Source organism: Marinobacterium weihaiense, assembly GCF_019061305.1.
GTDB lineage: Bacteria > Pseudomonadota > Gammaproteobacteria > Pseudomonadales > Balneatricaceae > Marinobacterium > Marinobacterium weihaiense.
The window spans coordinates 1-24,671 of sequence record NZ_JAHQZT010000021.1 but is presented as its reverse complement, the minus strand read 5'-3'; the positions used below and the strand labels follow the sequence as shown (position 1 = coordinate 24,671).

At 59.2% G+C, this 24,671-nt stretch carries 23 protein-coding genes and 1 pseudogene; 11 read left to right on the top strand and 13 right to left on the bottom strand.

The features are described 5' to 3' along the window. Window positions 1-5 precede the first annotated feature (5 nt). The 5 genes and pseudogenes from KTN04_RS13495 to KTN04_RS13470 form a co-directional block, all read right to left on the bottom strand. Window positions 6-2,273: a TonB-dependent receptor gene (locus KTN04_RS13495; RefSeq protein WP_217335762.1), complete on the bottom strand. Its 2,268-nt coding sequence runs from the start codon at window positions 2,271-2,273 to the stop codon at window positions 6-8. Between the two features lie 2 nt (window positions 2,274-2,275). Continuing rightward, window positions 2,276-3,058, bottom strand: a complete 783-nt coding sequence (locus tag KTN04_RS13490; RefSeq protein ID WP_217335761.1) for a TonB family protein — start codon at window positions 3,056-3,058, stop codon at window positions 2,276-2,278. Window positions 3,059-3,075: 17 nt separating this feature from the next. Beyond that, complete coding sequence (locus tag KTN04_RS13485) at window positions 3,076-3,486, bottom strand: ExbD/TolR family protein (RefSeq protein ID WP_217335760.1); 411 nt, start codon at window positions 3,484-3,486, stop codon at window positions 3,076-3,078. Between the two features lie 15 nt (window positions 3,487-3,501). After that, window positions 3,502-4,004: pseudogene (locus tag KTN04_RS16895) on the bottom strand (MotA/TolQ/ExbB proton channel family protein). Window positions 4,005-4,143: 139 nt separating this feature from the next. After that, window positions 4,144-4,962, bottom strand: a complete 819-nt coding sequence (locus KTN04_RS13470; protein ID WP_217335757.1) for an ATP-grasp domain-containing protein — start codon at window positions 4,960-4,962, stop codon at window positions 4,144-4,146. A gap of 168 nt (window positions 4,963-5,130) precedes the next feature. Here KTN04_RS13470 and KTN04_RS13465 point away from each other — a divergent pair, with 168 nt between their 5' ends. Then, on the top strand, window positions 5,131-6,075 hold the full coding sequence (locus tag KTN04_RS13465; RefSeq protein ID WP_217335756.1) for a DMT family transporter: 945 nt from the start codon (window positions 5,131-5,133) through the stop codon (window positions 6,073-6,075). A 72-nt stretch (window positions 6,076-6,147) separates the two neighbouring features. Here the strand turns inward: KTN04_RS13465 and KTN04_RS13460 are convergent, their stop codons facing one another. The 4 genes from KTN04_RS13460 to KTN04_RS13445 form a co-directional block, all read right to left on the bottom strand. Next, window positions 6,148-6,447 (bottom strand): DUF3817 domain-containing protein, encoded by a 300-nt coding sequence (locus tag KTN04_RS13460; RefSeq protein WP_217335755.1) that lies wholly within the window; start codon window positions 6,445-6,447, stop codon window positions 6,148-6,150. 109 nt (window positions 6,448-6,556) lie between these two features. After that, window positions 6,557-8,008: a DNA recombination protein RmuC gene (gene rmuC / locus KTN04_RS13455; protein ID WP_217335754.1), complete on the bottom strand. Its 1,452-nt coding sequence runs from the start codon at window positions 8,006-8,008 to the stop codon at window positions 6,557-6,559. Window positions 8,009-8,413: 405 nt separating this feature from the next. Further along, window positions 8,414-9,649, bottom strand: a complete 1,236-nt coding sequence (locus KTN04_RS13450; RefSeq protein WP_217335753.1) for an OmpP1/FadL family transporter — start codon at window positions 9,647-9,649, stop codon at window positions 8,414-8,416. A gap of 138 nt (window positions 9,650-9,787) precedes the next feature. After that, window positions 9,788-10,120 (bottom strand): 4a-hydroxytetrahydrobiopterin dehydratase, encoded by a 333-nt coding sequence (locus tag KTN04_RS13445; protein ID WP_217335752.1) that lies wholly within the window; start codon window positions 10,118-10,120, stop codon window positions 9,788-9,790. Between the two features lie 141 nt (window positions 10,121-10,261). Between KTN04_RS13445 and doeB2 the strand changes: the two genes are divergently transcribed. The 4 genes from doeB2 to KTN04_RS13425 all read left to right on the top strand — a co-directional run bounded on the left by doeB2 (window position 10,262) and on the right by KTN04_RS13425 (window position 15,532). Next, on the top strand, window positions 10,262-11,419 hold the full coding sequence (gene doeB2 / locus KTN04_RS13440; protein WP_217335751.1) for a N(2)-acetyl-L-2,4-diaminobutanoate deacetylase DoeB2: 1,158 nt from the start codon (window positions 10,262-10,264) through the stop codon (window positions 11,417-11,419). A 222-nt stretch (window positions 11,420-11,641) separates the two neighbouring features. Beyond that, window positions 11,642-12,904 (top strand): aspartate aminotransferase family protein, encoded by a 1,263-nt coding sequence (locus KTN04_RS13435; RefSeq protein WP_217335750.1) that lies wholly within the window; start codon window positions 11,642-11,644, stop codon window positions 12,902-12,904. Next, window positions 12,897-14,162 (top strand): ectoine hydrolase, encoded by a 1,266-nt coding sequence (gene doeA, locus KTN04_RS13430; protein ID WP_217335749.1) that lies wholly within the window; start codon window positions 12,897-12,899, stop codon window positions 14,160-14,162. Before KTN04_RS13435 ends, doeA begins: the two co-directional genes overlap by 8 nt. Beyond that, entirely contained in the window at window positions 14,162-15,532 is a 1,371-nt protein-coding gene (locus tag KTN04_RS13425; RefSeq protein ID WP_217335748.1) for an NAD-dependent succinate-semialdehyde dehydrogenase, read from the top strand. The genes doeA and KTN04_RS13425 overlap by 1 nt, the downstream gene beginning before the upstream one ends. On the opposite strand, the gene KTN04_RS13420 is transcribed toward KTN04_RS13425, so the two are convergent. Together KTN04_RS13420 and KTN04_RS13415 are read right to left on the bottom strand one after the other, a co-directional pair. Then, entirely contained in the window at window positions 15,529-15,846 is a 318-nt protein-coding gene (locus KTN04_RS13420) for an SMR family transporter (protein ID WP_217335747.1), read from the bottom strand. The genes KTN04_RS13425 and KTN04_RS13420 overlap by 4 nt on opposite strands. Further along, a complete protein-coding gene (locus KTN04_RS13415) occupies window positions 15,843-16,187 on the bottom strand; it encodes a DMT family transporter (protein ID WP_217335746.1) in 345 nt (114 codons plus the stop codon). Before KTN04_RS13415 ends, KTN04_RS13420 begins: the two co-directional genes overlap by 4 nt. Before the next feature lie 127 nt (window positions 16,188-16,314). On the opposite strand from KTN04_RS13415, the gene KTN04_RS13410 reads away from it, so the two are divergent. From KTN04_RS13410 to KTN04_RS13395, 4 genes are all read left to right on the top strand, one after another. After that, entirely contained in the window at window positions 16,315-17,217 is a 903-nt protein-coding gene (locus KTN04_RS13410; protein WP_217335745.1) for a LysR family transcriptional regulator, read from the top strand. 123 nt (window positions 17,218-17,340) lie between these two features. After that, window positions 17,341-18,204 carry an MBL fold metallo-hydrolase gene (locus KTN04_RS13405; protein WP_217335744.1) on the top strand — a complete coding sequence of 288 codons (864 nt, stop codon included), beginning with the start codon at window positions 17,341-17,343 and terminating at the stop codon, window positions 18,202-18,204. A 49-nt stretch (window positions 18,205-18,253) separates the two neighbouring features. Further along, window positions 18,254-19,990, top strand: coding sequence for a bifunctional protein tyrosine phosphatase family protein/NAD(P)/FAD-dependent oxidoreductase (locus KTN04_RS13400; protein WP_217335743.1), 1,737 nt, complete (start codon window positions 18,254-18,256; stop codon window positions 19,988-19,990). 27 nt (window positions 19,991-20,017) lie between these two features. Beyond that, entirely contained in the window at window positions 20,018-21,763 is a 1,746-nt protein-coding gene (locus KTN04_RS13395) for a SulP family inorganic anion transporter (protein ID WP_217335742.1), read from the top strand. Here the strand turns inward: KTN04_RS13395 and KTN04_RS13390 are convergent. After that, complete coding sequence (locus tag KTN04_RS13390) at window positions 21,747-22,205, bottom strand: methyltransferase family protein (protein ID WP_217335741.1); 459 nt, start codon at window positions 22,203-22,205, stop codon at window positions 21,747-21,749. The genes KTN04_RS13395 and KTN04_RS13390 overlap by 17 nt on opposite strands. Beyond that, the gene (locus tag KTN04_RS13385; protein WP_217335740.1) at window positions 22,202-22,648 is read right to left on the bottom strand and encodes a phosphate-starvation-inducible PsiE family protein; all 447 of its coding nucleotides are present in this window, start codon (window positions 22,646-22,648) and stop codon (window positions 22,202-22,204) included. The genes KTN04_RS13390 and KTN04_RS13385 overlap by 4 nt, the downstream gene beginning before the upstream one ends. A gap of 114 nt (window positions 22,649-22,762) precedes the next feature. On the opposite strand from KTN04_RS13385, the gene KTN04_RS13380 reads away from it, so the two are divergent. Both KTN04_RS13380 and KTN04_RS13375 read left to right on the top strand, forming a co-directional pair. Further along, window positions 22,763-24,085, top strand: a complete 1,323-nt coding sequence (locus KTN04_RS13380) for a DASH family cryptochrome (RefSeq protein ID WP_217335739.1) — start codon at window positions 22,763-22,765, stop codon at window positions 24,083-24,085. A gap of 181 nt (window positions 24,086-24,266) precedes the next feature. Further along, window positions 24,267-24,605 (top strand): GreA/GreB family elongation factor, encoded by a 339-nt coding sequence (locus tag KTN04_RS13375; RefSeq protein WP_254262556.1) that lies wholly within the window; start codon window positions 24,267-24,269, stop codon window positions 24,603-24,605. The last annotated feature ends 66 nt before the right edge of the window (window positions 24,606-24,671 follow it).

Genomic DNA, 24,671 nt, shown 5'->3' with positions numbered 1-24,671 from the left:
CTCCCTCAGAAACGATAGCGCACACCGGCCTGCCAGCGGCGGCCGGTGGACGGAACGATGGACAGGTCTTCAGCGTTATAGACACCGTCATACTGCATGCCGGTGGCCGGACTGCCGTTGCTGTCGTTCACGCCACGGGCGATGATCCAGTATTCCTTGTCGAACAGGTTATCGATGCGCATGAACAGCTGGATGTTGTCCTGTTCACCGCTGCCAACCCTGAGGTTGTACTCGGCCATCAGGTTGACCAGCGTACGCCCGGCCCACTTTTCCTGATTGATTTCATCGGCCCAGGCGGTAGAGCGATAGTCCACTTCGGTGGTGACTTTCAGATTGTCGATACCGTACCAGTGCAGCCGCGCATTGATCTGATGTGGCGAAACACGCGGTACCCGGTTACCGCTGTTGTCATAGTGCACCAGGGTGTAGCTGTTGGCAGGATCATTGAAACCGGCCGGATCGACATAGCCGAAGCGGCCGTAGGGGTTGCCCAACGCCTGATAGAAATCGTCGTAGCGGGTAAACACGGAATGCAGCCAGGTATAGGACAGATCAAGCGCCAGGTCCTGATGCGGTTCAGTGGTGAGCTGGAACTCGAAGCCGCGTGTCCGGGTGCCGCCGATATTGTCGTACATGGCCGCTTCGCCCGTCACATCATGACTGGCGCTGTTCGGGCTGTACTGGCCACTGGTGTCGAGAATGAAATCATCACGTTCAACCTGAAACACGGACGCACTGACAGCACTGGGCCAACCGCCCAGGTTGAAGCGTTGGCGCAAACCCAGCTCATAGGTCAGCGACTCTTCAGGCTCAAGATTCGGGTTGTTGGCCACGGCCTGATCACCGCTGAGGTCGGTGCGGTACAGCTGCGACAGGGTCGGTGTTCTGAAACCGGTAGACGCACTGGCGAAGAATGTGGAATCAGGCGTGAAATCATGAGTCAGACCCAGACGCCAGGAGTTGACGTTGAACGCCTTGTCCGCGTCCTGATCGCTCAGCTGATCCCGATAATCGACCTCGATGCGATCATGGCGAGCATTGGCGGTCAACGTGGTGTCCTGCGCCAGCTGGTATTTCAGCTCGGCAAACAGGGCCTGTGTATCCGTACGCCCTTCATCCTGGCTCAGCAAGGTACCGGCCATCGTCGTCTCACCCCGTGAAAAGCTGCGGTAATCTCGCAGTGCACGGACTTCATTGTCGGTCCGGTCCCGGCGCAGATCCAGCCCCAGCAGTGTTCCCAGACGATCGCCGCTATGGTTGAGTTCCAGTTTCAGGCCACGCTGGGTCTGGGCATAATCGGTATCATACTTGTAAGCATCGACTGCGGTGGTGCGCGCCCCCATGCCGTCATAATTCATCGGGCCGGACCAGAAACGGGTGTCATCGGTGTACTGATATACCAACCCCCGCAGACTCAAGCTGTCGTTCAACTCACGCGAATACGCCAGATTGAGGCGAGCCAGATCCACATCAAAGTTGCGGGTGTAATCACGTGAGGCCGTGTTGCCTTCGGGGTCGGTCTCCGCCTGGGTTTTCCCCTTGACCGAGCCGTTGCGGTCCCGGTAGCGATCCGACTTTTCAAACCCGAGGCTTAGATCACTGACATCATCCGGATACCAAGTGATATTGCCCGACAACGTTTCCGCCCTGCTGTCGCTGAGGGCATAAAAGCCGTCTGCACTGCGATCGGCATACTGCACATGTGCCTGCAGATTATCCGTGCCACCACCGGCTCGCAGCACTGAGCGTTCATAGCCGAAACTGCCGCGCTCATGCTCCAGCGAGATCCCTTGCTGCGCGTGGCCGCGCTTGGTCTTGATAATGACCGCGCCGGCCAATGCATCTTCGCCGAACAGATAGGAGGCCCCGCCCTTGACCACATCGATGGACTCGATATTGTCGAGGTCAATATTGACCTTGCCGGTGCGCTCAAACACCGGCACGCCATCAATCACGATCACCACGCCCGGCGGCTCGCCCATGTAGCGCTGATTCTCGACCCCTCGGATCTTGATCTTGATATCTTCACCGCCGGACTGATCGGTGGTGATGCCGGGAATCGCCTGCAACACCTGCTGCAGGTTCTGGGCATGCTGCTGCTCAATCTCTTCCCGTGACAACGACACCGTGGAGCTGGGCTGGGTTCTGTCCTCGCCGAAACGATCCTCGATGGTCGACGAATACACACGGATCACCTGCTCTTCGGCCTGCACACCGGTCGCCGTCATCCCGGCCAGCAACATGGCAGCCCAAAGCCTGTTGGTTCCTTTCATCCTTATATCCTGTCCTGAAGCGAATAAATCATGCGAATTTGAATACTGATGGGTGCCTGCCCAGGATCTGGTGGATAAGGCAGGGCTCGGCGTACCGCCTGCAGTGTCGAGCGGCGAAACACCTGATGTCCTTCCAGCCAGTGGAACGCCAGCATCTCGCCTGCATCATCCACGTTCACGCTGAAACGCACCTCACCTGACAGCCCCCGCTCGCGCGCCCGGCGCGGGTAGCGTTTGTACTGTTCAATTCTGTGTGTCAGTCGCTGGACATAGCTGGGACGCCGGGGTGCCTGAGGCATGTGCTCGATGGGGGCAGCCTGGGGCGCCGCCGTCGCTGGTGACTGTATCGGGGGCGTGGCATTCACCGCCGCTGTACCTGCAACGGCAGCCGTGACTTCCTGAGAGCGAGTCGCCGTAGCCGGCTTCCGGGTTGCGGCAGGCTCAGCGCGTACCATCGGCTTTTTCTGTGGCACCTGAACGTGCCTGGCACTGGGCTCGAGGGTGGGTGCAGAAACGACGGCGGGCGATGGCGCGGGCACTGGAGCAGGCACCGGCGCCTGTTCAGAAGCAGCCGCCTCCTTTGGCCTTGCCTGCTCAGAGGCGGCCGCTGCCACTAACGGTGGTGTCTTCGTCGAAGCCTGAGCAACAGGCTCCAGCGGCTGGAACACCGCCATGAGTACCGCTTCGGGCGCTTCAATGGAAGGCTGCAATGCCGCAACATTCATCCAGCCGTTTTGCCAGACCACCCAAGCCAGCAGCAAGTGCGCCAGGCAGGACAACAGCATGCCTCTCAGCACCATGCTCACTGATGCTCTACCGGTTGCTGCACGGCAAAACCGATGGCGGATACACCCTGTTGTCGCGCCCGGTCCATCAGCGCCATGACCGGCTCAAACGGTGCCTGCTTATCAACTCTCAGTACCAGTGGCTGCCGGTCTCTGGCCATCTGCAGCAACAGACTGTCCAACTGTTCGACCGCGATTAACTGCTCCGCCTGAAACAGCTGCCCATCTGCACGTATACTGATTAGCTTCGGCTGTTCAACGCTTTTTTCCTGCCCGCTTTCAGCATCAGGCAAACTGATTTCAAACTGTTTCTCATTGATAAAATGGGACGTCAGCATGAAGAAAATGAGCAACAGAAAGACAATATCAATCAGCGGCGTGATATTAATACTCTGGCTTGATAACTGTTTGCGTGGATAATACTGCATGGCGATACCCGAAAATCAGCCTCGGTCGTTTTCAACCGGCTCGTGAATCACTTCAGAAACCGCCACATAAAGCCGCCAGTGCCGCTTTTCAACCAGTGCTTCCAATGAATGCAAAAACAGCAGCAAGGGCAAAGCCACAGCCAGACCGACTCCGGTCGTCAGCATTGCTTCCCAGATCCCCCCGCCAGCATCTGCGCATCCACTCCCGCCCCTTGGGACTCAATGACACGAAATGCCGATATCATGCCGATAATAGTCCCCAAAAGGCCCATCAAAGGAGCCGTATTCGCAAGTAAACTCAATGTCTTGAGGCCGGTTTCAAAATGACGAATATGCGCGTCGATCAGGCGCAGGGCCAGGGCCCGCAGGGAAGCCTGATCCACACCGGACTGTTGTGCGGAAATCAGACGACTGAAAATACGCCCATATTCACAGGCGGGATCTTGAGGCAGAGAACGATTAAAATCGGGTTGACGTTTGGCAACAAAACGCAGATAGCCGGATATGACTATTGCCATACCGATAACCGAGTAGGCCATCAGTATCCATATAACCGCACCACCTTTTTGTAATAATTCCATGGCGCCTCCCCTGTTTTGAAGTGGCGCCATTCTATTTAAAAAAGCTCCCTCAAGGGATGTGGCATAGTGTCACAGGTTAAATTGCAGCCGGCAGTGGCGGGGTTGGATCAATCGGATCATCATCCCGCTCGGTCTGTTCCTGCAGATAATCCAGAATAGCTGCTGACACCTGCTGACTCAGCCCCGGCAATCCACGATTGCCAAACAGACGGTTAAACTCCAGCAGGTAGGGGTAACCGTCCACCATTGCCACATCGAAACCGGCATGGTCAATCTCCAGTTGCTGGCTGACCCTGAGCACCAGATCCACCGCCACTTGCGGCAGCGGAGTGTCCGCATCCACAGTGCCTCCCTGAGACAGGTTGTTGTGGAAACCGTCATGGCCCTGACAGCGCCAGAAGCCGGCGACCAGCTTACCGCCCACGACGACCAGGCGCAGGTCGCGATCAATCGGCAGTCGCTCCTGTGCGTAGATCACCGGGGTGCACGCCAGATACGTCGCCCAGTCCGAACGGTTTTCGATCAGAAATACCCCTTGTCCCATGCTGCTCTTGGGAATCTTGGCAACGAATGGCAAGGGCATCTGGTCCCATACCTGCCGGGCATGGTCAGGGGTATTGGGTTCGATCAGGGTCCAGGGAATATGATCGGGTGCTACCAGCTGAAAGGCACGGGTCATCTGCACCTTGTCGTGACCGATCAGGTACGCGGAAAGACCGGGAAAAATGCGTTTTTTCAGCCCGAACACCAGTGCGTTAACCTGCCAGTACTCTGGAAAAAGTACCCATTCGGCCGCCTCGATCACTGCACGTTCGCGGAACATATGCTCAGGTTTGATATAGCGTACACCAGGAAGGTGCAGTGTGCGGAACGCATCAAAGGAAACACATTTCATAGCTGCCTGCCAGCATAATAAAGAGTGGAATAATAGTGCGGCCGATGACCGGCTCAAAGCACTTTTTCAGTGCCTGCCGGCGATTTTTTCCAGCGACGGGAGTGCATGTGAGGGCTACAGTCTGTAATCTACATTACCTTTTCACGTTACCCGCTAGAGGACTGTTTCATGAGTACTGTACGCCGTCACCTCGACCTCATGGCGGTCAGTCTGTTGCTGATGCTGTGCCTGGGCTGGGGGTTCCAGCAGGTTGCCATCAAACTAGCGGCGGATGACATCGCTCCGACTCTGCAGATCGGCCTGCGTTCGGCCTTTGCCGCCACGGTGCTGTTGCTGCTGATGCTGCGACAGGAGGGGCTGAAAGCCTTCGCGGACGGAACCCTCAAGGCAGGACTGTTGGCCGGCACGATGTTCGCGCTGGAGTTCCTGTTTGTCGGCGAGGCCCTGGCCCGTACTCACGCATCCCATGTCGTGGTGTTTCTTTACACTTCACCGATCTTTACCGCACTGGGGCTGCATTTTGTGCATGCGGACGAGCGTCTCGCCGGTCTGCAGTGGGGCGGTATCGGACTGGCGTTCATCGGTGTGTGCATCGCGTTTCTGGGCGGAGGTGACGTTGCCGGCACCAGCCTGACGGGGGATGCCATGGCGCTCCTGGCCGGTGCGATCTGGGGTCTTACCACGGTGGTAATTCGCGGCTCCAGCCTGTCGGAGGCGCCGGCCGTCAAGACGCTGTTCTATCAGATGGCCGTCGCGGCCGTGATGCTAATCGGTGCTGCCTTCATCATGGGCAACGGCCGCATGCACTGGACGCCTGACACCACACTCAACCTGGCCTTCCAGGCTGTCGTGATCGCCGTGGGCAGCTACCTGACCTGGTTCTGGCTGCTCAAGCGCTACCTGGCATCACGCATGGCCACTTTCGTGTTCATGACACCGCTGGTGGGTGTGCTGTTTGGAGTCATGATTCTGGATGAAGCCCTCAGCCGCGGCTTCGTGGGGGGCGGCCTGCTGGTGCTGGCGGGCATCTTTCTGGTCAGCGCCAAGGACCTGCTTAACCAGCGCAAGGCACGCCGGGTACAGGAAGCTCTGGAGACGGCCCGCGACCGTTGAGCCCTTCACCGCGCCCGTGTTCGAGCCACCCTGCTCGCCCACGGGACGCATCCTGACGCACACATTCATGGCCTACTGTGCGGCTTCCGCCGTCGCCACATCGGTCTCGTCAGACTGTTTTTTCAGGAACATTTCGACCGCGATGAACGCAAAGGGCACCAGCGATGCCAGGAACACCAGCAGCCATACCATCACTGACCAGCCTTTCTTGTGCGATGCCTGCAGTGACAGCACCAGATACAGGATAAACAGCACACCATGGGCCATACCCAGCATGGATACGAATTCGCGGCTGATCGCACCCAGTGTAACGCTCAGGATTAACAGATAGGACAACCCTTCCAGAACGCTGATTGCTCGAAAAAATTTCAACTCCCGATCTCCTTAAAACATCGTAAACGGTGCCGCCATACTACCTGAGTTCCGCGAACGCCAACACGCTACCGGACGTGCGGCTTGCCATGCATCAAGCCAGACCGGTTCAAACGCCGCTATCCAGCTCCAGTCGCGCCTTGTCGACCAGTTCGGCGGGCAGTTCCTTCTGTACCGACACGCCCAGATCCTTGAACTCGGCCGCCTGCTTGATCAGGTTGCCGCGCCCCGAATACAGCTGACCGAAGGCCTTGTCATAACTGGCGCGCGCCCCGTCCAGCTTCTTGCCCACATCCTGCATGCTGGTCAGGAAGCTGTTGAGCTTGGTGTAGAACTTCTCCGCCCGGTCGGCCAGTTCGGCGGTATGGCGGTTCTGGTCCTCGAAGCGCCACAGCTGACGCACGATGTTGAGACTGGTCAGCAGCGTGGTCGGCGTGGCCACCAGCACGTTCTGTTCCAGCGCACGCTGATACAGGGTTTCATCCGCCTTGAGAGCTTCCACGTACGCCGACTCGACCGGAATAAACATGATCACGATCTCGGGCGAATTCAACCCCGGCAGGCGGTCATAACGGCGTTCGGCCAGCTCCTTGATGCGGTCCGAGACCGCGCGGGCATGTTCGCGCAGTGCCTGCTGGCGCTCACTGTCCTGCTCGGCGTTCACGTAACGGGTGTAGGCGGCCAGCGAGGTCTTGGCATCGATGATCAGATGCTTGTCGCCGGGCAGGTAGACAATGGCATCCGGGCGCTGACGGCCCTCTTCCGTGTTGATGCTGACCTCGCGCTTGTAGTCCTGCCCCAGACGCAGGCCGGCATTGTCGAGCACGTTTTCCAGCATCAGTTCGCCCCAGTTGCCCTGCACCTTCTTCTGCCCCTGCAGTGCCGTGGTCAACTTGTGGGCCTGATCGGTAATCGCCTGGTTCAGCTGCTGCAGGTTCTGCAGCTCGGTGCGCAGCTGGATGCGCTGCTCGGTCTCACGCAAATGGATGTTCTCTACCTTTTCGCGGAAGCCCTTCATCTCGGTCTGAATCGGGTTCAACAGCTGATTGAGGCTCTGCTCACTCATTTCGGTAAAGGCCTTGCCCTTGCGCTCCAGAATCTCGCCGGCCAGCTGTTCGAACTCCTTTTTAAGCAACTGGCGGCTGTCTTCCAGCTGCTGCAGCTGCGCCTTGAAATGCAGCTCCTGTTGATCGCGACGCGTAGCAACGGCGCTGTGTTCGGCCTGCAGCTGTTGATAGTTGGCCTGCAGCTGCTGATAACGCTGCTGTTCCTGCTGCCACCAGGCCTGGTATTGCGCCAGTGTCTGGTCGCGCTCCTCGGCACGGGTCTGCAGCCGCCCCAGTTCCACCTGCAATCGGCTCTGCTCCTGCTGCAGGGAAAGACTCTGGTCGCGCAGCATGTCGGCTTCGTCCTGCAACCGGTCAACCTGGTGGCGCAGCTGCTCATTGGCAGCCTGCAGCTGCTGCTGGCGCGTCGAGGCCTGCCAGCGTGTCAGCGCCCAGACCGACAGGGCGACCAGGCAAGAGGCCATCAGCGTGGGAAGTAGTATTTCCAGGGTCATGGTATCGGGTCCACTACCAGCATTTTCAAAGGGTTCGCTGCATCTTAGCAGACCCCGAGCACTGAGCTGAAACATCAGCCTTTCATGCCCCGGCGCGAATACTCTGCGTCCCCCGGACACACCGGGCTGAGGAACAATCGCCGCAGGAACCACTGGCCAATGTGCCAAGCATGCGGCTGTATCCTGGCCCACGCCCTGCTATGGCTGAATAACTCTACTCCCTTTGAGGTAATAACCGGATCTCATCACAAGCAAGTCGCTGAAAGCTGCCGTGCATGATCTGTTCTCAACCGGCACAGCAACGGCCGGCACCGGACAGATACATAATACGAGCCAAGATGAGGCATGGCTGGCAAGCTCAAATTCGCCAGCCATAATGATGATGTGATTGTGGTGAATATTAACTCAGTACCGGTATTGCCAGGCAACGCCCAGGATATCCTGGCTCATGCTGAGGTCGGCCTCACCACCGCCCAGCACACCCGGGATAGCGTTTTGTCCTTTCACGCTCTCTTCCAGTGCACGGGTGTAGGAAAATGTCAGTGACTGCGCCGGGCCCATCTGCCAGCTGGCACCGACACTGGCGTGATCCTGAATCACGCCCGGCGCCAGAATATTGAGCAGTGTCTGGCTGGCCGGGATCGGCTGATCAGCGTGACTGATGCCGGCGCGCAGCGTGACCCTGGGGCTGGCGGCATAGATCACGCCCAGCTTGTACACATCGATATCCTGCCAGCCGAAACCCGGCCCTCGGTCGGCCCCCAACGGAGCATTGAATGCGAGCGGGTTGCCGACCGCCTTGACCTCGCTGTATTCGATACGCTCCCAGTCACCGGCCAGCGTCCAGCGCGGGCTCAACTGCCAAGCAAAACCAATACCGTAACTCTCGGGCACATCGAAACCGCCCTGCTCGGCAAAGAGTCCGCGGTACTCCTTGAAACGGTCGGTTTCGATACGCGATGACCAGCTGACGCCCAGAGTCAAACGGTCGCTGACCTTGCCCTGCCAGCCCAGCTTAAGCCCCCAGCCATCGGCACTGTCGTGGCCGTTATTGGTCACGGCACCCGGGGCAGTACTCCAGCCGGCATTATCGAACCCTTGCAGCCCCTGGGCTGCAAAGCGCTGATGAACATAAGTGACGCCGGCACCGATACTGTGACGCTCGTTGAGCTTGTAGGCCACCGAGCCGGTCACAAACAGCTGGCTCAGATCAACACCGGCCGAGCCTGTGCCACCATAGGGGTTTCGGGCATAATCGGTGTTCATGCCACCATTGGCATACATGGCCAGGCCATAGGCAATACGATCATTGTGGCGGCGGGCAAAACCGGCTTCGGGAATCCAGAAGGGTCCATCACCGTTGCCGTCGTATCGACCATCCAAAAAGGCATTGCCTTCGATACTGGCGCTACGACTGGGGTCAAAGAAAGTTAGTCCAGCGTCATACTGGCTACCCAGGGCTATCAGCGAGGCAGGGTTGCTGGCCGCCTTGATGCTGTCATGCGCCAGCGCCAGACTGACACCAGCCATGCCCTGAGATTTGACGCTGCTGCCATGCATGAAATAGCCATTGGTTGCCTGTGCAGCCAGGGGTAATCCGGCCAGAGCCAGAAACAGTGTGGAACGCAGCGCGGGTGTCATCAGGGACCTCCTTGGGGTTTGAAACAGTTAAGACCCGCGCAATATATTCTTTATTGATATATAAAATAAATATTATTTTGTTATTTAGATATATGCGATATAGCCCTATTGTCGCTCCAAGCGTGCAAATATGACGACCTAAACCTCCGGCAGCCGGTCGACTCGGGCAGCAAACACGAAATCATTCTCATGCAGGCCGCCGATCTTGTGTGTCCAGATTTCGACGCGGGCATGCCCCCAGCCAAAGCTGACCTCGGGGTGATGGCCCATCTCTTCCGCGATCCGGCCCACGTGGTTGACGAACGTGAGTGCCGTGTTGAAATCGGCAAAGGCGAAATCGCGGGCAATCCGGCTGGCATTATCCGACAGTGCCCAGCCGTCCAGTTGCTGCAGGTACGGGGTAATCTCTTCCCGTGTCAGGGCTGGCACACCGCCGCGACAGGGGGTACAGCGTTTGTCTGCCAATGACATGACGATGCTCCTCGATTGTGGTCCTGATGATGTCTAGCCTGCAGTCTAGCCTGTGACCGACAAAGAGCCACGTCGGAGGATTTGCCCCCCGACGCCTTCCTCTGCCAAGCTGGAGACATATCCACCGACACCGGAGGTGACATGGACACTTGGCATAGCGTCATGCAGCAGGCCGTACGCCTGCGCCATCAACTGCACCGCCAGCCGGAGCTGAGCTGGGAGGAAGAAAACACCAGTCGAGTGATTCGCGAACAGCTGGATGCGCTGGATATTGCCTGGCGCAGCTGTGCCCGCTACGGCACAGTGGCAACCCTTGCCCCCCAGGCCAAGGGCCGACACCTGGCTCTGCGGGGCGATATCGACGCCCTGCCCATCAACGAACTAGCCGATCTGCCCTACCGCTCACAGACGCACGGCAAGATGCATGCCTGTGGCCATGACGGTCATACAGCGGCGCTTTGGGCCGCCGCCGCCTGGCTCAAGCATCATGAAGCCAAGCTTCCCGGCCCGGTGACACTGCTGTTTCAGCCGGCCGAAGAAGGCGGTCACGGTGCTCGCAGCATGATCGAAGACGGTGCGCTGGAGGGTGTGGACTGCATCTACGGCTGGCACAACTGGCCCGCCATTCCTTACGGCAAGGCCGTTTGCCCTGACGGCCCCGTCATGTCCGGCAACGGCACCTTCGAAATCGAGCTCAGCGGCAAGGGGGGCCATGCCAGTCAACCCGAACTCTGCCGCGACCCGGTACTGGCGGCGGCGGCCATCACGCTCAACCTGCAACAGATTGTCAGTCGGCGCCTGCCCCCCCAGTCCGCCAGCGTCATTAGCGTCACTCAGTTCGAGGCCATCAGCGCACCAACCGTCACCCCGGAACGCGTCAAGATCGGCGGCAGCATTCGCCTGGCACAACCGGAACTGCGCGCGACCATTAACCAGCTGATCGAAGAAATCAGCGTGGATACTGCACGCAGTTACGGCGTCAGCGCGCAGGTTGAAACGGTCAAGCGTTACGAGGCCACCATCAATCACACATCGGCGGCCGCCGACTGTCGTCAGGCGCTGTCCGAGGTGCTCGGGCCTGACTGGCAACATGACCGCATTCACCTGCCGATTATGGCGTCGGAGGATTTCAGTTATTACCTGAACGAGGTGCCCGGCGCCTTTGCCTTGATTGGCATGGCCCGAGAGGACAACTACCAGGCCCCTTGCCACAGTCCACACTATGTCTTCAATGATGACCTGATTCCGAAGGTCGTCGAAGTATTCGCACGGCTGTGCAGCGCCCCCGTACCTGAATAGCAACGCCTAACTGCCGGAAACCAAAAGATTTTTGGTTTCCGGCTTGCCCACTCGGTTTTTGTCTCCTACGTTGAAGGTATCGTTCACCTTCAACCGGCTCGTGAGCCGCACGCGCCAACTCGGCTGTACCTCTTCCGGTCTTGTACCGGCCACACATTCAAAACCAAGGCGGCAGGCATCGTCTGCACACGCTGCTACAACTTGTTGCAGAAGGAGATCAGTATGGAACTGTTCGAACAATGGGAATCCGAAATTCGTGGTTACTCCCGTGCGTACCCGACTGTGTTCACCACAGCCTCCAATGCCCGCCAAACGGATGAACAGGGCCGCAGCTATATCGACTTCTTTGCCGGTGCCGGGGTACTGAACTTCGGACACAACAACCCACGCATGAAGGACGCGCTGATCCGCTTTATTGAATCGGATGGCGTGGCACACAGCCTGGACATGGCCACTAGCGCCAAGCGCGATTTCATCGCCGCCTTTGTGGAGACCATCCTCAAGCCGCGCGACTGGACTTACAAACTGCAGTTCATGGGGCCCACCGGCACCAATGCGGTGGAGGCCGCCCTGAAACTGGCCCGCCGCGTGACCGGCCGCAGTCACGTGATCGCATTCAGCCAAGGGTTCCATGGCATGACGCTGGGGTCACTAGCCTGTACCGCTAACCAATATTTCCGCAACGCCGCCGGGGTACCGCTGAACAACGTCAGTCACGCCCCTTTTGAAACGCCCAACGGGTGCGGCATGGGCTGCCTGAAGACCCTGCGCCAAACCCTGGAAAACAGCTCCAGCGGGCTGGATGCACCAGCGGCCTTCATCGTTGAGCCGATTCAGGCCGAAGGCGGCGTCAACGTGGCCAGCCGCGAGTGGCTGCAGGCACTGCAGCAATTGGCACGTGATACCGGCGCCCTGCTGATTTTTGATGACATTCAGGCCGGCTGCGGCCGTACCGGCCATTATTTCAGCTTTGATGACATGGGACTGGACCCGGACATCATCTGCCTGGCCAAGGGGATCGGCGGCTTCGGCACACCACTGGCCATGAATTTGGTCAAGCCCGAGCACGATGCCCACTGGCAGCCCGGCGAACATACCGGCACCTTCCGTGGCCAGGGCTTGTCATTCGTGGCGGGACGCGAGGCGTTGCGCTACTTCGAGGACGATACGCTGATGCAGCAGACCCGTGCCAACGGTGACAAAGTGCATGACCGCCTGCAGGCGCTGGCTGAGGAGTACCGCAGTGCCGGCTTTGAAGTCCGCGGCAAGGGCATGATGCAAGCGCTGGATGTGGTCGATGGCACTCGTGCCAAGGCGATTGCGCGCGAATGCTTCGAACGCGGCCTGCTGGTGGGTCCCTGTGGCATCGGCGGCCGCGTGGTGAAACTGATTCCGCCGCTCACCATCCCCGGTGACGACCTGGAACAGGGTCTGCGCCTGCTGGAGGACGCAATCCACCATGTGATGGAGGCTGAAGATGCGTGAACGTGATGACATGACCTTTCCGATAGAAGAGTACCAGCGCCGACTGGGCGAGCTGCGCCAGCGCATGGCCAAGCGCCTACTCGATGCGGTGATCATCACCGACCCGGAAAACCTGATGTACCTGACCGATTACCAGACTACCGGCTACTCCTATTTTCAGGCGCTGGTGGTACCGCTGGAAGACGAGCCGTTCATGATCACGCGGATGATGGAGGAGTCCAATGTCCACGCTCGTACCTGGGTGGAGAAAACACGCCCCTACTCAGACACCGGCGATGCCATCCAAATGCTGATCGAGGCACTGCGCGAATTCGGTCTGTCGGACAAGGTACTGGGCTACGAGCGCAACAGCTACTTCTTCCCGGCCTATCATCAGGACTACTTCAAGACCGCCTTCAAGGACGGTCGCCTGATGGACTGCTTCGGGATCGTCGAGGAGGGCCGCAAATGCAAGTCGGCTGCTGAGCTTGACGTCATGCGCATCGCGGCCCGAGCTGCCCGCGCCGGCATGGAAGCCGGCATCGAAGCCTGTCGGCCCGGCGTCACCGAAAACGAGATCGGCGGTGCCATCAGCGCCGCCATGTTCAAGGCCGGCGGCGATTTCCCGGCGGTGATGCCCTATGTCACCTCCGGGCCGCGCACCATGATCGGCCATGCCACCTGGGAAGGGCGCACGGTACAGCCCGGCGAGCATGTTTTTCTGGAAGTCGGCGGCTGCTACCGCCGCTACCATACCGCGCTCATGCGCACAGTCATCTGTGGCGAGCTGAGCGACTCCATGTACAAGGCACAGGAAACAATGAAACTGGCGCTGCGCCAGCTGCGCGCCGAGTTGCGACCGGGACTGACGGTCTCGGATGCCGACCATCTGGTGCGCACGATCATCACCGACAACGATGTCGGTGCCCGCCTGATCACGCGCTCGGGCTATTCCATCGGCATCGCCTTCCCGCCCAGCTGGGATGAAGGCTACATCGTCAGCCTCAAAGGCGGCGACAGCTCAGTGCTGGAGCCCGGCATGACGTTCCACATCATCCCCTGGATGTGGGGCGTGGATGGCGACAAGACCTGTGGCATTTCCGATACTTTCTACATCACCGAGCGCGGCTGTGGCTCGTTCTTTGAAGATGTGCCCCAGGACTTCGCACTCAAGCCCGATGCCGACACCAGCAAGATGCCCACACCAATCAGCACCCTTGCCTCGGCCGGCAAGGAAATCAAATCCAAGGTTGCGCGCAAACAGGGAGGAGAAACCTGATGCTGAATGTGATTAACCCCACCACCGGTCAGCCCCTGCATGAATACCCGGCCCTGGATGCGACCGAAATGGATGCCCGCATCCGGGCCGCATCCACGGCTTTTCGCCACTGGCGGACGCGTTCGCTGGCCGAGCGTGCCGAAGTGCTCACCCGGGTTGCGGCGCTGATGCGCGAGCAGGAAGCTGAACTGGCACACCTGATGACACTGGAAATGGGCAAGCCGGATAAGGAAGCGCGTGGTGAAGTACTCAAGGCCGCCTGGTGCGCCGAACACTACGCCGAACATGCCGAAAGCTACCTTGAGGCGCTGAATCTCCACTCCGACGCCATGCACAGTTATGTTCAGCACCTGCCGCTGGGGCCGGTCCTGGGCATTCTGCCCTGGAACGCCCCCTTCTGGCTGGCGTTCCGTTTCTGCGCCCCTGCCTTGATGGCGGGCAACACCTGCCTTATGAAGCATGACCCGCATGTCCCGGCCTGTGCCGAGGCCATTGCCAAGCTCTTTATCCAGGCCGGCGCCCCGGACGCCATTCTGCAGAGCCTGCCGCTGGCCACGGCGGAGGTCGCAAGTGCCATTCGGCATCCACACATCCAGGCGGTTTCCTTCACCGGCTCCAGCCAGGCGGGCAGTAAGGTGGCGGCAACCGCCGCCGAGCAGATCAAGCCGGCTGTACTGGAGCTGGGTGGCTCGGACCCGGCCATCGTGCTGGCCGATGCCGACCTGGAGCAGGCCGCCGATGCCATTGCGCTGTCACGGATCATCAATGCCGGGCAGTCTTGTATCGCCGCCAAGCGCATCATTGTGGAAGCCCCGGTGCACGACCATTTTGTAACGCTGTTACAGGAACGGCTGGAGAAATTGCGCATGGGCGACCCGGCCAGCCCCGACACGGATATCGGCCCCATTGCGCGTGATGACCTGCGCCAGGCGCTGGCGCGTCAGGTCGACGAAACAGTTGCTGCGGGTGCCAAGTGCCTGCTGGGCGGCAATATCCCGGATGGACCCGGCTTTTTCTATCCGGTTACCCTGCTGACACATGTAACCAATGACATGCCGGCCTGCCGGGAAGAAACCTTCGGTCCGGTGGCTGTAGTCCTGCAGGCGGACTCCGCCGAGCACGCGCTGCAAATTGCCAATAACACCGAGTACGGCCTGGCGGCGTCCATCTGGACCGACCGGGTTCGGGGCGAAGCAATGGCGCGTCAAATCGAAGCGGGGCAAGTGGTGATCAACGGTATCGTCAAGACCGATCCACGCCTGCCCAGCGGCGGTATCAAACGCTCGGGCTACGGCCGCGAGCTGGGGCCACACGGCATACTGGAGTTCGTGAACGTGCAGCAGGTGTGGATCGGGCCCAAGCGGGATTAACCCAGCCGCATCAGCAGAATGGCAAAGATCAGCAGGCTGATGCCCAGCCAGCTGATCCAGTTGAGGCGCTGGCCAAATACGGCCCACGTGGCCAGCGCCGTGCCCGTAATCGAGAGCACACCCCAAATGGCATAGGCAATGAACAGGTCCATGGTCTGCACGGCCAGGGCCAATAGCGCGAAGGCCGCCATGATCGCCACCACCGCCAGCCACCCCCAAACACGATGCTTGAAGCCGGCCGAGCGCTCTAGCGACAGGTTGGCCATAATATCCAGCACCACCGACCCGAGCAGATACATCATACCAACACTCATGCGGCCCCCTGCTGTTCCTGACGGAAGTGACCATAGTTGGTAACGGCAACACCAATCAGCGCCAGTACCAAGCCGGCCATTTGTGTGGTGGAAATCTGCTCACCCAGCCAAAACAGCGAAACCAGCGCAATCAATACCATGCCGACCCCTTCCCAAAAGGCGTTGGCCAGCGTAATCGGGATGCGCAGCGTTGCCCGGCTGAGAAACAGATAGGAAAGCCCTACCATTACCAGCGCAATCAGTGTGCCGTACAGCAGGTATCCCTCCTCCACGACATACTTCATCAAGGTTGTGCCCAAGACTTCACCCACAACCGCCAGAATCAGAAATACCCAATGCATTAAATCCTCAACCTGTACCGTCAACCGATACATTGCCAATTTAACGCCACTTTAGCGAAGGCTAAAAATATAGGCCAATCACTGAGCATCAATTATCATGACGCTCACGCCTTCAGCGAGCACACCCATGAGAATCGAGCATCTATACTATTTTGTCACTGTAGCAGAAAGGGGCTCCATCGCCGCCGCCGCTGCCGAGCTGGGTCGCAACCGCAGCACCCTCAGCATGGCCATCAGCGCCCTGGAAGACGAACTCAACTGCCGACTGTTCGAACGGCGCGGCAACAGCCTGCAACTGTCGGACACCGGCACCCTGATTCTTGATGATTGCCAGCGCCTGCTGGCACTACAGGAAAAAATCAGCTACCGCTGCGCCAATCCGCCTGGAGAGGACAGTATTGAGCTCAGCATCGGCCGAGACGATGTCCTGACCGAGTCATTTTGGCGTCGTGTCATCACCCGTGTGCGCACGCACCTGCCAGACCTCAAGCTACGCATGCGCTTTGCCGGCTCGGACGAACTGCCGGAACTGGTCCGCCAGGGCCAACTGGATATCGCCTACGCCATGGCATTCAACCCGGCCTATGCCGGTGACAGCCTGTGTCAGCGTATTCTGACCAAGACCCGCATGCAGTTGATGGCCGCACGCCAGCACAGGCTGGCCCGGCTCGGATATCTGAATGACAGTGACCTGGCAGGTTCAACCCAGGTGACCTACCTCGACAGCGACCAGCAGGAGCGCTTTCGTCTGCACAACATCAGTCGTGACACTCTGGCCCTGAGCAGCTATGAGCTGATCCGTGATGCCATTCAGGATGGCCTGGGCTGGGGTTATGTTCCCGAGCCGCTGCTGATCATGGAGGAAGCAGACTCCAGCGAGCTGCAACTGCTCAACCACGGCCTCAACACCGCCTGGTACCCCTACCTGGTTTACAGCCGCGATCCCCTTGGTCATGACCGCCGCCCCACACCCGTTCAGCAAATTCATAAATTGGTCATCGAAGAGATGGCACAAGCCGGCATCCTCTGACCGGCACTGCATGAGAACACGGATGTTTATAACCATTTCCTATTTGGCTTTGCGGCAACGGCCCACTAGAATATTCAAAAGTGTTATAAGAATATAATAAAAGGATTTAACAACGGAGGGAGTATGCACCCGATCGTCACCGCGTTTTTTGATGAACCGACATTCACCTACAGTTACGTGGTTCAGGACCCGAATTCGCGCCAATGCGCCATCATCGACTCGGTACTGGATTTCAACTACGCCGCCGGCAAGACCGGAACCGACTCGGCCGATGCCATTCTGGCCTTCATCGCCGACCAGGGCCTGAACGTAGCATGGATTCTGGAAACCCATGTCCATGCCGACCACCTGTCAGCCGCCCCTTATCTGCAGCAGCAGACCGGCGCCCGTATTGGCATTGGCGCCCACATCACTACTGTTCAAGACACCTTCGGCAAGGCCTTTAACGCCGGTACCGAATTCGCTCGTGACGGCAGCCAGTTCGATGCCCTATTCAACGACAGCGATACCCTGCAGATCGGTGAACTGCAGGGCCGTGCCCTGCATACCCCCGGCCACACACCGGCGTGCATGACCTATGTGTTCGGCGATGCCGCCTTTGTCGGCGACACCCTGTTCATGCCGGATTTCGGGACCGCACGCTGCGATTTTCCCGGCGGCGATGCCCGTACCCTGTACCGTTCCATTCAGCGCGTGTTTTCACTGCCGGGCGATACACGCCTGTTCATGTGTCACGACTACAAGGCGCCCGGCCGGGATGAGTTTGCCTATGAAACCACGGTCGCCGAAGAACGTACCCACAACATTCACGTCAAGGAAGGCATCAGCGAGGAAGAATTCGTGCGCATGCGCAGCGAACGTGATGCCACGCTGGACATGCCACGCCTGATTTTGCCATCGGTACAGGTCAACATGCGCGCCGGACAGATGCCCCCTGCCGAAGACAACGGTCAGCGCTATCTGAAGATTCCGATCGACCTGTTTTAACGCCTTCGCGCCAGGGATTCATAATAACAATACGAAAAGGAACACGTGCATGGACATTCATCAGCTTACTCCATTTCTCAGCGTCAGCCCGCAGATCACGGCGGCTGACGTCGGTCTTGCAGCAACCTTGGGCTTCAAGGCCATCATCTGCAATCGCCCGGACAATGAAAGCCAGGAACAGCCCGACAGCAACGCGATTCGCGAAGCGGCCGAGCGTCACGGTCTGGAATGGCATTACCTGCCGGTGGTATCCGGCAAAATCAGTGACGCCGATGTCGCGGAATTCCGCGCCCTGCTCAACCGTCTGCACGGCCCGGTATTGGCTTTTTGCCGCACGGGCACTCGCTGCAGCACTCTGTGGGCGCTTGCAGAAGCACCACGACTGGATGTAGACGCTATCCTCAAGGCGACGGCGGCGGCCGGCTATGATCTCAGCGCACAACGGGATCGCATTGCGGCGCTTGCCGAACACGGCGAAGGCACACCTCGCATGTCGGCTGCCCCCCGGCGCCATGATGTACTGATCGTCGGCGGCGGTGCCGCGGGCCAAGCTGTCACCGGTAGCCTGCTTCAGCGACAACCTGACCTGGATATTGCCATCATCGAGCCCAGCGCCGAACACTACTATCAGCCTGGCTGGACGCTGGTGGGCGGTGGTGTCTTTGACCGCAAGCAGACCCTGAGACCCATGCACGATGTCATGCCCGAGGGCGTTAAATGGTACCAGGCCGCAGCGGCCGCCTTCCGCCCGGAGCAGCAACAGGTAGTACTGGAGGATGGTGAGCGCCTGGGCTACCGTACCCTAATTGTGGCTCCGGGGCTGACACTGGATTGGGATGCCATCCCCGGATTGCGCGAAACACTGGGGCGCAACGGCGTGACGTCCAACTACCGCTTTGACTTGGCGCCCTATACCTGGGAACTGATCAACAGCACCCGCAAGGGGCGCGCCCTGTTTACCCAGCCCCCCATGCCGATCAAGTGCGCCGGTGCCCCCCAGAAGGCGATGTATCTGGCTTGTGACCACTGGCGTCGTAGCGGCGCCCTGCCGGATCTGCAGGTTGAATTCTGCACCGCTGGAGCGGCCCTGTTCGGGGTTGCCGATTATGTGCCGGCACTGATGGAATACGTGGATCGCTATCGTATCAACCTGGCCTATCAGCACACCCTGATTGCGGTTGACGGCGACAACCGCCTGGCCCGCTTCCGGGTCACGGATGCCCAGGGCAACAGCGAAGAGGTCGACAAGTCATTCGACATGCTGCATGTATGCCCGCCCCAACGTGCACCGCGCTTCATCAGCGACAGCCCGCTGGCCGACGCCGCCGGCTGGATCGACCTGAATCCCGAAACCCTGCAACACCGGCGCTATGGCGACATCTTCGGCCTTGGAGATGCCGGCAATACACCCAATGCCAAAACCGCAGCAGCAGTGCGCAAGCAGGCGCCGGTGGTGGCGGAAAACGTGCTGCAGGCCCTCAAGGGCCAGCCGCCCCGTGCCGTGTACGACGGCTATGGGTCCTGCCCCCTGACAGTGGAGCGCGGCAAGATCGTGCTGGCCGAATTCGGTTACGGCGGCAAGCTACTGCCCAGCTTCCCGATTTGGCTGGTCGAGGGGACACGCCCAAGCCGGTTGTCCTGGCTGCTGAAGGAAAAGATGCTGCCCTGGATTTACTGGAATGCCATGCTCAAGGGCCGGGAATGGCTGGCCAAACCTGAAATTCTGACACACCGACCGGCGGATCATGAGGCAAATGCGGCCTGTGACTTTGCCGAGAAAAAATAACCCGAACGCTCCCGACAGGACGCACTCATGCTTGAACGCTACCTCCCGATACTCCAGTGGCTGAAGGTATACGACCGTAATACGCTGACCAGCGACCTGGTTGCAGCGATGATCGTCACCATCATGCTGATTCCGCAGTCACTGGCCTATGCCCTGCTGGCCGGCCTGCCGGCAGAAGTGGGGCTGTACGCCAGTATTCTGCCACTGGTGGCCTATGCGATCTTCGGCACCAGCCGAACGCTGGCGGTGGGTCCGGTTGCGGTCGTCTCGCTGATGACGGCTGCTGCGGTCGGCAACCTGGCCCTGCAGGGCACGGCCGAGTATCTGGCGGCAGCGACCGCCTTAGCGTTTCTATCCGGGGGTATTCTGATTCTGATGGGGCTGCTGCGGTTGGGCATTCTAGCCAACTTCCTCAGCCACCCGGTGATTTCGGGCTTTATCACCGCCTCAGGGATTATCATTGCCGCCAGCCAACTCAAGCATATCCTGGGCGTGGATGCCAGTGGCCACAACCTGCTGGAGATCCTGTTGGCACTGGGCTCTCAGCTGCACCAGATCAACCTGCCGACCCTGATTATCGGGGTCGGGGCGACGGCTTTTCTATTCTGGGTACGCAAGCAACTCAAGCCGCTGTTGATGCGCACCGGCATGAACGCCCGCCTGGCGGATATCATCGCCAAGGCCGGTCCGGTACTGGCGGTGGCCGCGACAACACTGGCCACCTGGGGATGGGACCTGCAGACCGCCGGTGTCCGTGTGGTCGGCGAGGTCCCCAGCGGTCTGCCGGGGCTGCAGCTACCCGCTTTCGATGCCGAGCTCTGGCAGCAACTGCTGGTTTCCGCTCTGCTGATCAGCGTGGTCGGGTTTGTCGAATCCGTGTCGGTTGCCCAAACACTGGCGGCCAAGCGTCGCCAACGCATCGCACCGGACCAGGAACTGATCGGCCTGGGTAGCGCCAATATTGCTTCTGCAGTCTCCGGCGGTTTCCCGGTAACCGGCGGCTTTTCCCGTTCGGTGGTCAACTTTGATGCCGGTGCCGAAACACCGGCAGCCGGCGCCTTTACTGCAGTAGGCATTGCCATTGCAACGCTGGTGCTGACGCCGCTGATTTTCTTCCTGCCCAAGGCTACGCTGGCCGCCACCATTATCGTGGCGGTGCTGTCACTGGTCGACCTGGGCGCACTCAAACGCACCTGGGACTTTTCTCGTTGCGACTTTGCCGCCATGCTGGCCACCATCGTGTTGACTCTGGTGGAAGGCGTAGAACTGGGCATCATGGCCGGTGTCGGCTTGTCTATCCTGCTACACCTGTACCGCACCAGCAAGCCGCACAGCGCCATCGTCGGCCGAGTACCCGGTACACAGCATTTTCGCAATGTCGACCGCTTCAAGGTGGAAACCTGCAAGCAGATCATGACCCTGCGTATCGATGAAAGCCTCTATTTTGCCAATGCTCGCTACCTGGAGGACCGGGTGTATGACCTGGTGGCCAGCCACCCCGACTTACGGCACTTGGTGCTGATGTGCCCGGCGGTTAACCTGATTGATGCCTCCGCGCTGGAAAGCCTCGAAGCGATCAATCATCGCCTGCATGACAGCGGAGTCCAGTTCCACCTGTCCGAGGTTAAGGGACCGGTCATGGACAGCCTCAAGCGCAGCCACTTTCTCGATGAACTCAGCGGACAGGTTTTCATGAGCCAGTATGAAGCCTGGGAAGCGCTGGGCCGGCTGACCGGCTGCAACCACCGGGAACATGCTAAAGCCAGCGTCTGACCCGACGGCAATAGTCCCGGTACTCCTCGCCGAACACCTGCGCCAGAATGCGCTCCTCGGGGCGAATCTGGAAGCGGGTAATCCAGGCCACGAACAAGGCCCAGCCCAACGGCGCCCCGGGCCAGCCCAGGTGCAGCGACCAGGCAACCAGCATCAGCAGCAGCGCCAGGTACATGGGATTTCGACTGAAGCGATAGACGCCGCGCGCCACCAATACACGGCTTTTGTCGGGGCAGTGCGGGTGCACCGTGGTACCGACCTGAAAAAAGTGGGCCACCGCCGCCACCCCGATCAGCAGAGCCAGCGCCACTACCCCCAACACCAGCCCGGTCGGAGCAGTACCCAGCCAGGCCGCCGGCCAGAGCCAGTCACCGCCATAGATCAGCAGTGCGACCACCGCCGCCATGGCCGGCGGCGGCACTTTCAACTCCAGTGCATTCATCCATGCCCTCCCTCGTCAGAGCCGTACCGCTGCACGATCAGATAGGCAACGCTCATGGCCACCACGATCAGCGCAATGCCCCATAGATACTCAGGCGGTGTGGTCTCAAGGTCGAGGATAATGACTTTTCGCGCAATGGCCATCAAGGCGGTGGCAATCACGATTTTCACGTGAATGACATTATCCCGCAGGTAGATAGTGATATTGATGAATATCTCGATAGCGATCAGTACAGCCATGAAGGCGCCAAAGGTCGCCAGCATATCGGAAATGGTCAGAATGTACTTCGGAGGGGTAATCAGCTTTTCGTACAGGGTCCAGCCGACATCAACAACGCCCATCATGATCACGAATACCATCAATACAGCCAGCAAACGCACCGACCAACGGATCAGGCGCCCCAGCCACTGCAACAGCCTTTCATCATGTGGAATTTTTTCCATTCACCCTCTCCTTTGCTTACATGAAGCATATGACATCACGGCATTTGATGCCCTGAATCGGCAAACCGGCACCTTCCCATATACGTACAACCCGGCAAGACACAAGGAGCTGCCATGAATACAGGACTTTACTGGTTTACTCACGATCTTCGCCTGGATGACAATCCTGCGCTGCAACAGGCAGCACGTCAGTGTGATTATCTGTTAGTGGTATACGTTCAGGACCCTTCCCTCGAGCGCCCCGACACCTTCAACACTGCGCGTCTGGGTTCCAAACGCAAGCATTTTCTCATCGAAGGCTTGCATGATCTTGCCCAGCAGCTGCAAACCTGTGGCCAGCAGCTGCACTGCCTGACCGGCAATCCGGTGGACGTACTGACTGACCTGATCAGCCAGCTGGGCATTGATCGACTGTATTGCACACGCCCGGTGGGCTGGTACGAACAGCGCCAGCTGAGTGAGCTGAGCCATCGCTTCCCGCATCTGCAGCCGGTCACAGCTGATGCCTACACCCTGTTCGACCAGGCCCAGATGGCAGAGCTGCTGGACCCCTTCCCGGTCAGTTTTTCCGCCTTTCGCCGCCGGGTCGAAAAGAAACTGACCCTGCCTGCCCCGCTGCCTCCGGTACGGGATTTTCCGCCCATGCCCCGCGTGGCAATCGATGCGGCAGCCCCAATACTGAAACCGGACACCGCAGACAACGGCTGGTTCAAGGGCGGTGAGCTGGCAGCCCAGACACACTTGCAGCGTTACTTCAGCTCCTCACTGCCGGCGACCTACAAGCAGGTTCGCAACGAGCTGGACGGACTGGACAACGGTACCCGCTTTTCACCCTGGCTGGCTCAGGGTAGCCTGTCCCCTCGCCGAGTCATGCGGCAACTGCAGCAGTATGAACAGCGTGAGACAGCCAACGAGTCCACCTACTGGATTTTCTTCGAACTGCTCTGGCGCGAATATTTCCAGTGGTATGCGCGTCACCATGATCACCGCCTGTACCATCTGCATGGCATTCAGCAACGCTCGCCCCTGACCAGCTTTTATCCACAGCGCTTCAAGTCCTGGTGTGAAGGCAGCACTCCCTGGCCGTTGGTCAACGCCTGCATGAAGCAGTTGAAGGCAACCGGCTGGATGTCCAACCGCGGCCGCCAGATCGTCGCCAGCTGCCTGGTTAACGAGCTGGCGCTGGACTGGCGTTATGGCGCCGCCTGGTTCGAGCAGGAACTGCTGGATTATGATGTTGCCAGTAACTGGGGCAACTGGCAGTACCTAGCCGGAGTCGGCGCCGACCCGCGTGGCAAGCGCCGTTTCGATATCGCCAAGCAGACCCGCCAGTACGATCCTCAGGGCGACTTCATCCACCGCTGGCAGGGCGAGGCCCAGACACTGGCGCTGGACCATGTCGATGCAGCCGACTGGCCGATTCCGGTTCGGCATTAAGCCTTAAATAATGCAGCTTGCCTTTTATTTTATCCAAGGTATGATCATGCCAATTCCATTTTAAATAAAACAAGCATGATTATCAGTCATTACAGTCTCCCGCCCATCACCTTCCCGAATTAAGCCGGAGAGTAAAAACTCTCCGGCATATATTCATGTACTTGGATATCAGGAGGGTTTTATGCTTCATGTCAGAACATCGTTCAGGCACATTGCCACACGCCTGATCAAACATTTTATGGCAGAGGGCAGTGCCGGCTTTTCCAGCCCACTGCAACTGCTGTCAACATTCAGCCGTATCGAGCGCCTGCGCCACAGCAACCAGGCACACTGCGCCCGTCCGGGCTCTCGGCTGCTGCTCCGTATCCAGCAAACCGATGAAACCTGCATACTGCAGCTGGTTCTACCGGCAGAAGCGGCCCCAGAGCAACAGCGCATATCGGTTCTTTCACCGTTGGGCGCCGCCCTGCTCGGTTTATCGCCGGGTGAAAGCCAGGGCGAGAGCGTGAACATTTTTTAAGCATGTATCACCCTCTCCATGTACTCAATGTCCATGGCAGCCATCCGCTGTTTGCGCCGAATACCG